At 72.9% G+C, this 13183-nt stretch carries 15 protein-coding genes, 1 tRNA gene and 1 pseudogene; 10 read left to right on the plus strand and 7 right to left on the minus strand.

All coding sequences use genetic code 11. The features are described from left to right. Nucleotides 1-8 precede the first annotated feature (8 nt). Genes OO68_RS09485 through OO68_RS09510 form a run of 6 tightly spaced genes read left to right on the plus strand, consistent with a single transcriptional unit; the run spans nucleotide 9 to nucleotide 6245 of the window. Nucleotides 9-1334, plus strand: coding sequence for a M24 family metallopeptidase (locus OO68_RS09485; RefSeq protein WP_033308007.1), 1326 nt, complete (start codon nucleotides 9-11; stop codon nucleotides 1332-1334). Beyond that, nucleotides 1334-2311, plus strand: coding sequence for a thiamine pyrophosphate-dependent dehydrogenase E1 component subunit alpha (locus tag OO68_RS09490; protein ID WP_033307762.1), 978 nt, complete (start codon nucleotides 1334-1336; stop codon nucleotides 2309-2311). The genes OO68_RS09485 and OO68_RS09490 overlap by 1 nt, the downstream gene beginning before the upstream one ends. Next, the gene (locus OO68_RS09495; protein WP_033307763.1) at nucleotides 2299-3279 is read left to right on the plus strand and encodes an alpha-ketoacid dehydrogenase subunit beta; all 981 of its coding nucleotides are present in this window, start codon (nucleotides 2299-2301) and stop codon (nucleotides 3277-3279) included. Before OO68_RS09490 ends, OO68_RS09495 begins: the two co-directional genes overlap by 13 nt. 40 nt (nucleotides 3280-3319) lie before the next feature. Beyond that, on the plus strand, nucleotides 3320-4681 hold the full coding sequence (locus OO68_RS09500; protein WP_033307764.1) for an amidohydrolase family protein: 1362 nt from the start codon (nucleotides 3320-3322) through the stop codon (nucleotides 4679-4681). Beyond that, entirely contained in the window at nucleotides 4678-5559 is an 882-nt protein-coding gene (locus tag OO68_RS09505) for a cupin domain-containing protein (RefSeq protein ID WP_033307765.1), read from the plus strand. The genes OO68_RS09500 and OO68_RS09505 overlap by 4 nt, the downstream gene beginning before the upstream one ends. Continuing rightward, on the plus strand, nucleotides 5556-6245 hold the full coding sequence (locus OO68_RS09510) for an SDR family oxidoreductase (protein WP_033307766.1): 690 nt from the start codon (nucleotides 5556-5558) through the stop codon (nucleotides 6243-6245). Before OO68_RS09505 ends, OO68_RS09510 begins: the two co-directional genes overlap by 4 nt. A 31-nt stretch (nucleotides 6246-6276) precedes the next feature. Here OO68_RS09510 and OO68_RS09515 read toward each other — a convergent pair whose 3' ends face one another. Genes OO68_RS09515 through OO68_RS09530 form a run of 4 tightly spaced genes read right to left on the minus strand, consistent with a single transcriptional unit; the run spans nucleotide 6277 to nucleotide 8055 of the window. Beyond that, the gene (locus tag OO68_RS09515; protein WP_033307767.1) at nucleotides 6277-6924 is read right to left on the minus strand and encodes an HhH-GDP family DNA glycosylase; all 648 of its coding nucleotides are present in this window, start codon (nucleotides 6922-6924) and stop codon (nucleotides 6277-6279) included. Between the two features lie 3 nt (nucleotides 6925-6927). Next, on the minus strand, nucleotides 6928-7272 hold the full coding sequence (locus OO68_RS09520) for a DUF3140 domain-containing protein (RefSeq protein ID WP_033307768.1): 345 nt from the start codon (nucleotides 7270-7272) through the stop codon (nucleotides 6928-6930). A gap of 52 nt (nucleotides 7273-7324) precedes the next feature. Continuing rightward, complete coding sequence (locus OO68_RS09525; RefSeq protein ID WP_033307769.1) at nucleotides 7325-7801, minus strand: Dps family protein; 477 nt, start codon at nucleotides 7799-7801, stop codon at nucleotides 7325-7327. Continuing rightward, nucleotides 7798-8055, minus strand: coding sequence for a WhiB family transcriptional regulator (locus OO68_RS09530; protein ID WP_033308008.1), 258 nt, complete (start codon nucleotides 8053-8055; stop codon nucleotides 7798-7800). The genes OO68_RS09525 and OO68_RS09530 overlap by 4 nt, the downstream gene beginning before the upstream one ends. Nucleotides 8056-8216: 161 nt before the next feature. Between OO68_RS09530 and OO68_RS09535 the strand changes: the two are divergent. Both OO68_RS09535 and OO68_RS09540 read left to right on the plus strand, forming a co-directional pair. Then, nucleotides 8217-8918: pseudogene (locus tag OO68_RS09535) on the plus strand (thiolase family protein); the annotation flags it as partial. A gap of 77 nt (nucleotides 8919-8995) precedes the next feature. After that, a complete protein-coding gene (locus OO68_RS09540; protein ID WP_033307771.1) occupies nucleotides 8996-9769 on the plus strand; it encodes a sulfite exporter TauE/SafE family protein in 774 nt (257 codons plus the stop codon). On the opposite strand, the gene OO68_RS09545 is transcribed toward OO68_RS09540, so the two are convergent. Next, nucleotides 9755-10555, minus strand: coding sequence for an HAD-IIA family hydrolase (locus OO68_RS09545; protein ID WP_033307772.1), 801 nt, complete (start codon nucleotides 10553-10555; stop codon nucleotides 9755-9757). The two genes, OO68_RS09540 and OO68_RS09545, sit on opposite strands and share 15 nt — an antisense overlap. A 108-nt stretch (nucleotides 10556-10663) precedes the next feature. Here OO68_RS09545 and OO68_RS09550 point away from each other — a divergent pair, with 108 nt between their 5' ends. After that, on the plus strand, nucleotides 10664-11404 hold the full coding sequence (locus OO68_RS09550; protein ID WP_033307773.1) for a cobalt-precorrin-6A reductase: 741 nt from the start codon (nucleotides 10664-10666) through the stop codon (nucleotides 11402-11404). A gap of 71 nt (nucleotides 11405-11475) precedes the next feature. Here OO68_RS09550 and cobF read toward each other — a convergent pair whose 3' ends face one another. Beyond that, entirely contained in the window at nucleotides 11476-12246 is a 771-nt protein-coding gene (cobF, locus tag OO68_RS09555) for a precorrin-6A synthase (deacetylating) (protein ID WP_033307774.1), read from the minus strand. A gap of 94 nt (nucleotides 12247-12340) precedes the next feature. Further along, nucleotides 12341-12880, minus strand: coding sequence for a DUF309 domain-containing protein (locus OO68_RS09560; RefSeq protein ID WP_033307775.1), 540 nt, complete (start codon nucleotides 12878-12880; stop codon nucleotides 12341-12343). Between the two features lie 98 nt (nucleotides 12881-12978). Here OO68_RS09560 and OO68_RS09565 point away from each other — a divergent pair. Next, nucleotides 12979-13052, plus strand: a tRNA-Pro gene (locus OO68_RS09565). Nucleotides 13053-13183 lie beyond the last annotated feature (131 nt).

The following is a 13183-nucleotide window of genomic DNA, read 5'->3' on the forward strand; positions in this document are numbered from 1 at the left end:
TGGTCGCCGTGGCGATCCGCACATACGGCCCCAACGCCGTCGACTGGGAAGAGCGCATCGACCTGGACCGGCTGCGCGGGCAGCGGCTGGCCCGGCTGCACGAGTCCCTGAACCGCTCCGGCCTCGGCGCGGTGCTCGGCTTCGACTTCGCCAACATCCGCTACATGACGGCCACCCACATCGGCACCTGGGCGATGGACAAGCTGATCCGCTTCGCCCTGCTGGTGCGCGACGGCGAACCGGTCGTCTGGGACTTCGGCTCCGCCGCCCGCCACCACCAGCTGTACAACCCGTGGCTCGACTACAGCGACGGCAAGGGCGGCCCGCCCACCGGCGCCCGAGCCGGCATCTCCACCCTGCGCGGCGCCTTCCACCCGGACGCCGGGATCGCCGAGGACGTGGCCGCCAAGATCGCCGCCGAACTGCGCGAACACGGGCTCGCCGGCGAACCCCTCGGCGTCGACGTCGCCGAGATGCCGGTCCTCGCCGCGCTGCGCGCCGAGGGCATCGACGTCGTCGACGGGCAGCAGGTCTTCCTGGAGGCCCGCCGCATCAAGACCGGCGACGAGATCGCCCTGCTCACCCAGGCCTGCGCCATGGTCGACGCGGCGTACGAGGAGCTCTACGGGTACCTGCGCCCGGGCGTGCGCGAGAACGAGTGCGTCGGCGTGGTCAGCAAGGTCCTCTACGACCTCGGCAGCGAGTACGTCGAGGGCGTGAACGCGATCTCGGGCGAGCGCTGTTCACCACACCCGCACGTATACAGCGACCGGTTGATCCGCCCCGGCGACCCGGCGTTCTTCGACATCCTGCACAGCCACCTCGGCTACCGCACCTGTTACTACCGCACGTTCGCCGTGGGCAGCGCCTCGCGGGCGCAGCGGGACGCGTACGTGCGCTGCCGGGAGTACATGGACGAGGCAATCGCGCTCGTCCGGCCCGGTGCGACCACCGCCGACATCGTCCGGGTCTGGCCCCGCGCCGAGGAGTTCGGCTTCGCCGACGAGACCGCCGCCTTCGCCCTCCAGTACGGCCACGGCGTCGGCCTGTCGATCTGGGAGAAGCCGGTCTTCAGCCGCCTCGTCTCCCTCGACCACCCCGAAGTCCTCGAAGAGGGCATGGTGTTCGCCCTGGAGACGTACTGGCCGGCCGCCGACGGCTGGTCCGCCGCCCGGATCGAGGAGGAACTGGTCGTCACCGCCGACGGCTGCGAGGTCATCACCAAGTTCCCCGCCGAGGAACTGCTGGTGGCCGGGCGCAAGTACTGGACGGTGGGCGGCGAGCTGAACACCCGGCGCGAGGCGCAGTCCCACCTCAACACGGGGGACCGCTGATGGACGCCACCGCGCTCCTCGACCGGTACGAGCGGATGAACGTCATCCGCCGGACCGAGAAGGCCGCCCACGACCTGTTCCTGCGGGGCCTGGTGAAGGGCACCACGCACCTGGCCGCCGGGCAGGAGGCGATCGCCGTGGGGGCGAGCGCCGCCCTGCGCCCGGACGACTACGTGTTCGCCACCTACCGTGGCCACCACCACGCCCTCGCCCGGGGTGCCACACCGGAGGAGTGCCTCGCCGAGCTGATGAGCCGGGCGACGGGGCTGTGCAAGGCCAAGGGCGGCTCCATGCACCTGACCAAGGCGGCCACCGGCATGCTCGGCTCGTACGCCATCGTCGGCTCCCATCTCCCGATGGCGGTGGGCGCGGCCTGGTCGGCCCGGCTGCGCGGAACCGAACAGCTCGCGGTCGCCTTCTTCGGCGACGGCGCGACCAACATCGGCGCCTTCCACGAGTCACTCAACCTGGCCGCCGTGTGGAAGCTGCCGGTGCTGTTCGTGTGCGAGAACAACCTGTACATGGAGTACACGCCGATCGCCGACGTCACCGCCGTGCCCCGCCCCGCCGCCGATCGGGCTCCGGCCCACGGCATCCCGGGCGAGGTCGTCGACGGCAACGACGTGGTGGCGGTCGAGGAGGCGGTGGGGCGGCTCGCGCGGCGGGCCCGGGCCGGAGACGGGCCCGCCGTGCTGGAGGCCGAGACCTACCGGCACTTCGGGCACAGCCGCGCCGACCCTGCGGCCTACCGCCCGGCCGAGGAGGTCGAACGCTGGCTGAAGCACGACCCGTTGGACCTGGCGCGGGGGCGCCTGGCCGAGCTGGGCGTGGACGAGGAGACTCTCGCCGGGGCCGACGAGCGGGCCCGGGCCGTCGTGGAGCGGGCCGTGGAGGCGGCGAAGGCCGCGCCGCCGCCCGATCCGCGCGAGGCACTGACCGACGTGTGGGCGGACGGGGGTGCCGCATGGCGGACGTGATCACCTACCGGGAGGCGGTCGCCGAGGGCATCGCCCGGGAGATGCGGCGGGACGCGTCGGTGGTGTGCCTCGGGGAGGACATCGCCGCGGCCGGCGGGGTGTTCAAGACGACCACCGGCCTGCTGGAGGAGTTCGGGCCCGGCCGGGTGTGGGACACGCCCATCTCCGAACAGGCCATCGTGGGCGCGGCGATGGGCGCCGCCATGACCGGGATGCGGCCCGTCGCGGAGATCATGTTCTCCGACTTCCTGGCCTGCTGCTGGGACTACCTCGCCAACGAGATCCCCAAGGTCCGCTACATGACCGGCGGCCAGGTGACCGTGCCCCTCGTCGTGCGCACCGCCAACGGCGGCGGACTCGGCTTCGGCGCCCAGCACTCCCAGGCCACCGAGAACTGGGCCCTGACCGTCCCCGGGCTGAAGATCGCGGCACCGGCGACACCGGCCGACGTCATCGGCATGCTGGCGGCGGCGATCCGCAGCGCGGACCCGGTGGTCTTCTTCGAGCACAAGGGGCTGCTCGCGACCAAGGGCCCGCCGCCCCCGCCCGGTCACGTCGTCGAGCTCGGCCGGGCCGCGGTCGTCCGCGAGGGCACCGACGTCACGCTCGTCGCGCTGGCCTCGACGGTCCCCCTGGCCCAGGAGGCCGCCGGCGTCCTGGCCGGGGAGGGCGTCGAGGCCGAAGTGGTCGACCTGCGCTGTCTGGTCCCGCTGGACGCCGCGACCGTCCTCGCCTCGCTGGGCAAGACGTCGCGGCTCGTCACCGTCGAGGAGAACCCGTACCAGGGCGGCTGGGGCGCCACCGTCGTCTCGGTCGTCGCCGACGAGGGATTCGCCCTGCTGGACGCGCCCGTGCGGCGGGTGGCGGGGGAGTGCGTCCCGCTGCCGTTCGCGGACGCGCTGGAGGAGCAGGTCATCCCCACCGTCGACAAGGTCGTCACCGAGGTGCGCCGGCTCGCCGCGTACTGAGCCGCACACCCGCACCGAACACCCCATGGGAGGAAGCGCGATGACCACCAGGACACTGCTGCGCTCCGGTCACGTGATCTCGATGGACCCGGACATCGGGGACCTGCCCCAGGGGGACGTCCTCGTGGAGGACGGCAGGATCGCGGCCGTCGAGCCCGAGATCAGTGCCGACGCCGAGGTCCTCGACATGACCGGCCACATCGTGATCCCCGGCTTCGTCGACACCCACCGCCACACCTGGGAGGCCCCCATCCGGGGCGTCGCCCCCGACGCCACCCTCGACGACTACTTCGTCGACATCCTCGACACCTTCGCCCCCCTGTACACCCCCGAGGACGTGTATGCGGGCAACCTCGCGGGCGCGCTGGAGTGCCTCAACGCCGGCATCACCACCCTCGTCGACTGGTCGCACATCAACAACACCCCCGAGCATCCCGACGCGGCGGTCCAGGGCCTGAAGGAGTCCGGCATCCGGGCGCGGTACGCGTACGGCAGCGCCAACACCTCCCTCGCGGAGTACTGGTTCGAGAGCAGGATCGTGATCCCGGCGGACGACGTACGGCGGATCCGGTCGACGCACTTCGCCTCCGACGACGGCCTGCTCACCATGGGCCTCGCCACCCGCGGACCCGGCTTCTGCGTCGACGAGGTCGTCACCGCCGAGTGGGCCATGGCGCGCGAGCTCGGCCTCCCGATCACCGTGCACGTGGCCATGGGGCGTCTCGCCGGCCGCTTCGGCATGGTCAGGCAGCTCCACGGGCTGGGGCTGCTCGGCCCGGACACCACCTACGTCCACAGCTGCTACCTCAGCGAGGAGGAGTGGCGGATGGTCGCCGACAGCGGCGGCACGGTGTCGGTCGCGCCGCAGGTGGAGCTCCAGATGGGGCACGGCTGGCCGCCCGTGATGCAGGCCATCGAGCACGGTCTGCGGCCGTCCCTCAGCATCGACGTCGTCACCACCGTCCCCGGCGACATGTTCACCCAGATCCGCGCGGCCTTCGGCGCCGAGCGCGCCCGCGTCAACGCGGACTGCTGGCAGGCCAACATGCCGGTGCCCAGCACTATGCTGACAGCGCGTCAGATGTTGGAGATCGCCACCGTGAACGGCGCCCACGTCGCCGGTCTGGAGGACCGCACCGGCTCCCTGACCCCGGGCAAGCGCGCCGACATCGTGGGGATCGACGCCACCGCCCCGAACGTCGCCCCCGTGCACGACGCGGCGGCCGCGGTGACGCTGTGCGCCGACGTCTCCAACGTGGACACGGTCCTCGTCGACGGCGTGATCCACAAGCGCGACGGCCGGCTCCTCGGCGACACCGCCCGTGCCCTGCGGCTCGTCGGCGAATCCCGGGACCGGCTCCTCGCCGCGAAGGAGGCCAAGGGGACGAAGGCGCCGGCATGACGAATCACCTGGTGCGTCACGCCGCCGGCCTGCCCGAGCCGCCCCACGACGGCCACGGTCACCGGCGCCGGGCGCTGGTCGGCGAGGACGACGGCAGCGTCCACACCGGCTTCGGCCTGTGCGAACTGCTCCCGGGCGGCCGGATACCCGCCCATGTGCACTCCTACGAGGAGACCTTCTTCGTCCTCGACGGGGCCGTGATCCTCGACCTGCCGGACGGTTCGTACCTCCTGGAGACGGGCGACCACGGCCTGCTGCCCACCGGCGTTCCGCACGCCTGGCGCGGGGCCGGGGGCACCGGCGGCCGCTGGGCGGACATGCTGGCCCCGGTGCCGCGCGCCCGCTACGGACACGACACCCAGGCCGTGCCGGACCTGCCAGCGCGCGAGCCGGCCCGGGTCGACGTCCGCGACCCGCGCACCCGCTCCTTCGGCCACTTCGAGCCCGCCCAGATGGATCCCGGCAAGCAGTCCCAGGACCTGCTGGCCGCCACGGCGAGCATGCGGACCGCCCTGCTGGTCTACAGCGGGATCACGGTGAAGATGATGATCGACGGCGATCTGGGCGCGGTCGCCTCGACCATGTTCATGGTGCAGTACGCGTCCGACGGGGTCATCGGAACCCACGACCATCCCTTCGAGGAGACCTATCTGATCCTGGAGGGCGTGGCCGAGGCCACCCTGGACGGCGAGCGGTACCGGCTGGAGCCCGGCGATCTGGCCTGGGCGGGCGCCGGATGCGTGCACGGATTCGTCAACGCGGGGCAGGGGACGCTGCGCTGGCTGGAGACACAGGCGCCGCAACCGCCGTCACGGCACTCGTACCGGTTCACGCGGGACTGGGACTATCTGCGCGCGGCACTGGAGGAGAAGTCATGAGCAGTGTGCTCGTCGTCGGCGGCACGTCCGGGATCGGGCTGGAGTTCGCCCGGACGCGGGCCGGGCAAGGAGACGACGTCGTCCTCACCGGCCGCGACACCACGCGGGCCGAAGCGGTCGCGAAGGAGGTCGGCGCCCGCGGGCTCGCCCTCGACCTGGTCCGGCCGCTGGAGATCGCGGCGGCCCTGGCCGGCCTGGGGCGCGTCGACCATCTGGTGATCGCGGGCGTCACCCGGGACGACAACAAGGTGACCGAGTACGACATCGACGCCGCCCTGCGCCTGGTCACCCTGAAGCTGGTCGGCTACACGGAGGTGGTGCACACGCTGCGGAGCCGGCTGCACGACGACAGCTCCATCGTGCTGTTCGGCGGCCAGGCCAAGGAACGCCCCTACCCGGGCGCGACGACGGTGGCGACGGTCAACGCCGGGGTGCGGGGCCTGATGAACTCGCTGGCCGTCGAACTCGCTCCGGTCCGGGTCAACACCGTGCACCCCGGGGTCGTGGGCGACAGCCCGTACTGGCAGGCCAAACCGGAGAAGGTGCTCGCCACGCTGCGCACCGAGACCCCCACGGGACGGCTTGCCGCGATGGCCGACGTGGTGGACGCGGTGGACTTCCTGCTGCGGAACCGGTCGGTGAACGCGGTGGAACTGTGCGTGGACGGTGGCTGGTTGCTCGGGTGAGGGACGGTGGCGCGGGGCGCGGTGCAGCCGCTCAGCCGACGCGGCCGAGTGTGTCCCGCACGACCTCCTTGTCCAGGGCCGCCCGTACCAGCGCGGCGGCGAGCACGGCCGGGTCGGTGTCCCCGGCCAGTTCGGTGAGGCGCTCGGGGTCCTGTGGCAGGCCCAGCCGCTTGGCGCCCTGAAGCGCCTTGGTGTCCAGGTAGGGGGCCGCCTCCGGCCAGACGCCCTGCGCCTCGCGCAGGAAGATGTCGGCACCCGCGGGCCCGATGCCGGGGAACTCCCTCAGGAGGCGGCGCAGTTCGGGGACCTCGCCGTCCGCCTCCCGGCGCAGCCGCCGCAGATCGCCGCCCCACCGCTCGCTCACCAGCCCTGCGGCGTCGCCCAGCTGGGTGGCCGTGCGCTCGTCGTAGCGCCGGTAACCGCCCCGGCCCAGGGCGTCGACCCGCTGCTGCCAGGTGGCCTGGGCCATGCGGCGCGGATCGCGCAGCCCCGCCTCGTGCAGGGCACGGGCGGTGGCCAGCGCGATCGAGCCGCGGATACGGGCACTGAGCAGATGGGAGAGCACCAGCAGCCGGTACAGCGGCTGCGGTGTGTCCTTCAGCGCGATGCCCGCCTCCTCGGCGTACGTGCGGCCGTGCGCGCCGACGAGTTCCCGTACGACGCGCTCCCGGCGGCCCACGGCCTACCCCTTCAGCGGGTCGTGCCCGACCGTCATCAGCCGGCGCCGGCGCCGGGTGTCCTCGGCCGTCACCTCCGGCTCGGGCTCGTTCTCCAGGTCCACCTGGCCGGTGACCGTGTCCACGACCTTCCGCATCACGCGCAGGTCGTCCTCGGTCAGGTCAGTGCGGCGCTTCTGGAGGATCGCCAGGACGTGCTGCCCGGTGGCCGAGCCGGCCTGGTCCGGCAGCGGCTCGGATGCCTCGTCGGCGTCGCGGACCCGCAGCCAGGCCGCGAGTTCCTGCGAGGTCATGTTCACCACGCGGTGGAAGTCCTCCCACAGCGCGTCCAGTTCGAGGGCGTCGGTCATCGCCTGCCCCTTCCGTACGTACGTCGGATGTCCTGTGCCCGTCCCCGGCGGGTCAGCGGGGGAAATTCTCGGCGTCGAACATCCAGCGCTGCTTCTCCAGCTCCGCCGTGATGCCGATCAGCAGGTCCTGGGTGACGGGGTCCGCCTTCTCGGTCGCGTCGATGCGCTCGCGCAGCCGGCCGACCGCGTCCTGCAGGGCATCCACCATCACCTGCACGGCGTCCGCGTCGCGCACCCAGCCCTCCTTCGGGGCGGGCAGCGTGAAGGCCTTGGCGATGGTCTCCGGCCGTCCGTCCGGCGGGACGCCCAGCGCCGCGGACCGCTCCGCGACGGTGTCGGCGAAGTCCCGTGCCGCCGTGACCACCTCGTCGAGCTGGAGGTGGATGGACCGGAACCGGGGGCCGACGACGTTCCAGTGCGCCTGCTTACCGACCAGCGAGAGCCCGAGCAGATCCACCAGGGTGTCCTGGAGTGCCTCGCAGGAGACCTTGCGGGCGTCGTCGGGCAGTGTGCTCCTCACAGCCGTCATAGGGCACTTCTCCTTCTCGCGTCGTTCCTGGTCGTCCGGAGCAGTGCGTCGCGCTCCTCCTCGGCGGTGCCGCCCCAGACGCCCGAGGCCTGACCGCTGCTCAGCGCGAAACTCAGACACGGGTCGCTCACCGGGCAGCGCGCGCAGACCCGCTTGGCGGCGCTCACGTCGCGCAGGGCGGGACCGGCGGTGCCCACGGGAAAGAACAGCTCGGGGTCCTCGTCCACGCAGGCGGCGCTCCGCAACCACTCCATGACCGCGCGGGTGCCCTGGGCGCACTGCTGCAAACGCGTCGCACGAGGGTCGTCCGGCCTGCGATGTGACCTGCCGGGAAGCCTGGGAGGCGCAGAATCTTCACAGGTGGCGGGCCGAGGGGCTATAGTCCGAAACTAGCAGTGCTAATTAATGCGCGTTGATGGGCGAGACCGCCGAGGAGGTCGCCGCGCGCTACGGCATCTCGCGCGAACGCCAGGACGACTTCGCCCTGCGCAGCCACCAGCGCGCCGCCCTGGCCCGCAAGAACGGCCACTTCGACGACGAGCTCCTCCCCGTGGAGCGCCCCGACGGTGTGGTCGTCGACACCGACGAGTGCGTCCGCGAGGACACCTCGGCCGGGAAGCTGGCCCGGCTGAAGCCGGTCTTCCGGGACGGCGGCACGGTCACCGCGGGCAACGCCTCGCCGATGAACGACGGCGCCGCCGGCCTGCTCCTCGTCAGCGAGGAGGCCCTGAACGACCTGGGCCTGGAGTCCCTGGGCCGCTATGTCGCGGGCGGCTCGGCCGGTGTCCACCCCGACGTCATGGGCATCGGCCCCGTCCCCGCCACCCGCAAGGTGCTGACCCGCGCCGGGTGGAGCGTCGGCGACCTGGAGGAGGCCGAGTTCAACGAGGCCTTCGCCGCCCAGGACCTGGCCTGCGTGGACCAGCTCGGCATCGACCCCGACCTGGTCAACCCCAGCGGCGGCGCCATCGCGCTGGGCCACCCCCTCGGCTGCTCCGGCGCCCGCATCCTGACGACGCTGCTCCACCGGATGCGGCGAACGGGGGCGGGGCGCGGGCTCGCCACGATGTGCGTCGGAGTGGGGCAGGGGAGCGCGGTCCTCGTCGAACGGCCCTAGCGAAGCCCGGCCCCCGGCCCAGCAGGCGAGACAGCGCTTACGGGCACCTGTTCGTTGCACATAGCATCAGTGTTCGCATGAACACCATGACGCTCTGGCACATCACCGGCTGGGAGTTCGCCGCCCTCGCCTTCGCGGCCCTGCTCGTCGGCTTCTCGAAGACCGCCGTGAGCGGGGCCAACACGGTCAGCCTCGCCATTTTCGCCGCCGTGCTGCCCGCCCGTGCCTCCACCGGCGTGCTGCTGCCCATCCTGATCGCCGGGGACCTCCTGGCCGTCGCCACCTACCGGCGGCACGCACACTGGCCCACACTGTGGCGGCTGTTCCCGGCGGTCGCCGCGGGCGTCGTCGTCGGCACGGTGTTCCTGCTCTGGGCGGACGACGCGATCGTACGGACCTCGATCGGGGCCATCCTGCTGCTGATGGCGGCCGTGACGGTGTGGCGCCGGCGTACGGCCGACCAGGAGGAGGAGCCGGACTCCGTCACCACCCGGTCGGGCCGCATCAAGGCCCGTTCCTACGGCGTCCTCGGCGGCTTCACCACCATGGTCGCCAACGCGGGCGGCCCCGTGATGTCGATGTACCTGCTCTCCGCGGGCTTCCGCAAGCTCGGCTTCCTCGGCACCTCGGCCTTCTTCTTCCTCATCGTCAACGTCTCCAAGCTGCCCTTCAGCGCGGGCCTCGGCCTCATCGACGGCCGCTCGCTGCTCCTGGACCTGGCGCTCGTGGCGTTCGTGGTGCCCGGCGCGCTGTTCGGCAAGTGGGCCGTGCACCGGATCAACCAGCGGCTGTTCGAGCAGCTCGTCATCGCGGCGACCGTCGTGGGCGGCCTGCAACTACTGCTGCGCTGACCCCCGCAGCAGCGCCGGAAGGTCCGCGAAGGAGTCGATCACGTGGTCGGGCGTGCCGTCGGCGTCCCGCAGCGTCTCCGGCTGGAACTTCCCGGTCCGCACCAGCACCCCGGTCACCCCGGCCCGCTGCGCCGCCAGCACGTCGGACTCGACGTCGTCCCCCACCATCACCGCCTCCTGCGCGCCGACGCCCAGCCGGGCGAGTGCCGCCGCGAAGAACGCCCGCGACGGCTTGCCGGTGATCTCGGCCTCCACCCGCGCGGCCCGCTCCAGCCCGGCCAGGAACGCCCCGGAGTCCAGCCGCAGCCCCTCATCCGTACGCCAGTACAGGTTGCGGTGCATCGCCACCAGCCGGGCCCCGCGCTGCAGATGCCCGAAGGCCCGGTCGAGCTCCGCGTACCCGAACTCGGGACCGGCCCCGCCGACCAGGACGACCTCCGGCACGGTTGTGGTGTCACCCGCCTCGACGACCGTGACACCGTCGAGGTCCTCTGCGATGTCGCCGCTGTTCAGCAGGGCGCACCGGGCACCGGGACAGTGCTCGGCGAGGTACGCGGCGGTGGCGGCGGGCGCGGTCAGGATGTCCTCGGCGGACACCGGGAACCCCGCCTCCGCCAGCGTCCCGGCGATCGACGCCCGGGTGCGGGAGGTGGTATTGGTGACCAGCAGAACGCCGAACCCGGCTTCCCTGACCTCCCGCAACGCCTCGACGGCCCCGGGCAACGGCCGCCACGAGACGGTGAGCACCCCGTCGACGTCGATGAGCACGGCACGCACGGACTCCATGCCAGGACGATAGCCAGGGGGAGCCGGACGCGCCGGTCGAGTGCGGGCACCTGCCCGGTCCGCCCCCGTCGTGATGCCCGCCGTGGGACACCTCGTACGCTCGACGTCGTGTCTCCTCACGTCCTGGTCCTCGGCGGCACCGCCGAGGCACGTGCCCTGGCCGCCTCGCTGGCCGAGCGCCCCGGTGTGCGCGTCACGACGTCCCTCGCGGGGCGTACGGCGAGGCCCGGGGCGCTCGACGGGGACGTACGCCTCGGGGGCTTCGGCGGGGCCCGGGGACTGGCCGGGTGGCTGCGGGAGCAGGGCGTGGACGCGCTCGTCGACGCCACCCACCCCTTCGCCGAGTCGATCACGGCCAACGCGGCCCGCGCCGCGGCCGAGACCGGCGTACCCGCGGTGGTGCTCCGCCGCCCGGGGTGGCGGCCCGGCCCCGGGGACCACTGGCACCCGGTCCCCTCACTGGACGCGGCAGCCGGCCTGCTTCCGGGACTCGGCCGCCGGGTGCTCCTCACCACCGGGCGTCTCGGCCTGGCCTCCTTCGCCCACCTGACGCGGCTCCACTTCGTCGTGCGGTCGGTGGACCCCCCCGGGCCGCCGATGCCGCCCGACACCCATGTGCTGCTCGCCCGCGGCCCGTTCACCGTCCCCGGCGAGACGGCCCTGCTCCGCGAGCACCGCATCGACGTTCTCGTCACCAAGGACAGCGGGGGAGCGGCGACGGCGGCCAAACTGACCGCGGCCCGGGACCTCGGACTGCCGGTCGTGGTCGTACGGCGGCCGCCGCTGCCCGACGGTGTGACGGCCGTTCCCGATGTGGAGGGTGTGCTGGAGCGGCTGGGCCTCGGGTAGGACGCTCACACCGAGCCGGCCGTGAGGGACTTCTCCGGACTGAGCGCCCGGTGATGTGCCCGCCAGTCCCCTCAGTCGCGGGGGTTGCGGCGCAGCAGGTACGTGTCCATGATCCAGCCCTTGCGGTCCCGGGCCTCGGCCCGCAGCCGCTCGATGCGGGGGGCCGCCTCGGCGATCGGGCCGGAGGCGAGGATCTCGTCCGGGGTGCCGATGTAGGCGCCCCAGTAGATGTCGACGTCCTCCTGCGCGTACTGCCGGAACGTCTGGTGGGCGTCCAGCATCACCACCACGTCGTCCACGCCCTCCGGGAAGCCCTCCGCCAGCCGCCGGCCGGTGGTGATCTGCACCGGCCGGGCCACCCGGTTGAGGCCCGTGCGGTGCCGGGCGACGAGCGCCGAGACGCTGCTGATGCCGGGCACGACGTCGTAGTCGAACGCCACGGCGCCCCGCTCCAGCACCTCCTCCAGGATCCCCAGCGTGCTGTCGTACAGCGACGGGTCGCCCCACACCAGGAACGCGCCGGTCTGCTCCTCGCCGAGTTCCTCGGTGATCAGCCGCTCGTAGATGTCGGCGCGGGCGCTGCGCCAGTCCCCGACGGCGGGGGAGTAGGCCGCGCCGCCGGCGCTCCGGTCCCGCTCGGGGTCGCGCGCCTCGACGACGCGGTACGTCCCCTCGGGTACGTGCGCGTCGAGCATGTCCCGGCGCAGCGCGGTGAGATCCGCCTTCACCTCGCCCTTCTCCAGGATGAAGAACACGTCCGTGCTTCGCAGCGCCCTGACCGCCTGGAGGGTGAGCTGGTCGGGGTCGCCCGCGCCGATACCGATGACATGAATCTTTCGCACGGCCCGAGTCTGCCGCACCCGGATCCGGACGGTTACACCGAGGTCGGCGTCCCGCCCCCAGGGAGTTGGCGAGACGAGCGTCCGTCGCCGCAGCTCAGCGCCCGGCCGCCGGACCCCGCAGCCGAGGCGCCCGCGCCCCAGCGTCGACCGGCCGGCCGGTTCGTTCCACGTCCCCGGCCAGCTCCCGCGCCCACGCGGCCACACCCACGACGTCGATCCCGTGCGGCCGGTCCTGCCCGGCCGCGGACACCCACGCCTCGGCCGCCCCTGCACCGCGCCGCAGCAGCCGGGCCCCGCCCGTCAGATTCCCCCGGGCGGTGTGCGTGAGCCCCACGGCGAGCTGGGCGAGCCCCCGCCACAGCTCGCGCTCCTCGCCGGGCCCCGACTTCCACGCGTCCTCGAACACCTCGTGCGCATGGAACGGCTTGCCCTCGTCCAGCAGCCGCTGCGCTTCCACGACGGTCTCCTCCGGGGTGCGGACGACGCCCTCGGGCTGCCGGGGCACACCGTCCGCGCCGTACGGCAGGGGCCGCCCGAGGCCGTCCCGGGGCCGGGCGTTGCGCGCCCGCCCCTCGCTGTCGCGGTCCCGTGCGTCCCCCGGCCGGTCCGGGGAGGTCTCTCCTGTGCTGCCCATACGCCGATTGTCCCGCCCGGCCCGCTTTCGGCGCGGCCAGGGGTGTGGGGTAAAGTGCTGTTCGCGCGATCACGCGGCTCACCGCGGGTGGCGCGCACCGGGACGTGGCGCAGCTTGGTAGCGCACTTGACTGGGGGTCAAGGGGTCGCAGGTTCAAATCCTGTCGTCCCGACGGTGTGAAGGGTCCCGCAGGCCGATGCCTGCGGGACCCTTTCGTCGTGCGTACACGATGCGCCTGTGCGTACGCCCTTGACCTCAAGAGCACTCCAAGCTGAAGACTCCCCTGCGTGCCCCGGACCCGGG

This window comes from Streptomyces iakyrus (assembly GCF_000717055.1).
In the GTDB taxonomy this organism is placed as follows: Bacteria; Actinomycetota; Actinomycetes; order Streptomycetales; family Streptomycetaceae; genus Streptomyces; species Streptomyces iakyrus.

Coding starts and splice junctions, on each gene's coding strand:
- OO68_RS09490 (WP_033307762.1), top strand. CDS start 1,334: ATGGACGCCACCGCGCTCCTCGACCGGTACGAGCGGATGAACGTCATC.
- OO68_RS09495 (WP_033307763.1), top strand. CDS start 2,299: ATGGCGGACGTGATCACCTACCGGGAGGCGGTCGCCGAGGGCATCGCC.
- OO68_RS09500 (WP_033307764.1), top strand. CDS start 3,320: ATGACCACCAGGACACTGCTGCGCTCCGGTCACGTGATCTCGATGGAC.
- OO68_RS09505 (WP_033307765.1), top strand. CDS start 4,678: ATGACGAATCACCTGGTGCGTCACGCCGCCGGCCTGCCCGAGCCGCCC.
- OO68_RS09510 (WP_033307766.1), top strand. CDS start 5,556: ATGAGCAGTGTGCTCGTCGTCGGCGGCACGTCCGGGATCGGGCTGGAG.
- OO68_RS09520 (WP_033307768.1), bottom strand. CDS start 7,272: ATGACCGACGCCCTCGAACTGGACGCGCTGTGGGAGGACTTCCACCGC.
- OO68_RS09525 (WP_033307769.1), bottom strand. CDS start 7,801: ATGACGGCTGTGAGGAGCACACTGCCCGACGACGCCCGCAAGGTCTCC.
- OO68_RS09530 (WP_033308008.1), bottom strand. CDS start 8,055: ATGGAGTGGTTGCGGAGCGCCGCCTGCGTGGACGAGGACCCCGAGCTG.
- OO68_RS09540 (WP_033307771.1), top strand. CDS start 8,996: ATGAACACCATGACGCTCTGGCACATCACCGGCTGGGAGTTCGCCGCC.
- OO68_RS09545 (WP_033307772.1), bottom strand. CDS start 10,555: ATGGAGTCCGTGCGTGCCGTGCTCATCGACGTCGACGGGGTGCTCACC.
- OO68_RS09560 (WP_033307775.1), bottom strand. CDS start 12,880: ATGGGCAGCACAGGAGAGACCTCCCCGGACCGGCCGGGGGACGCACGG.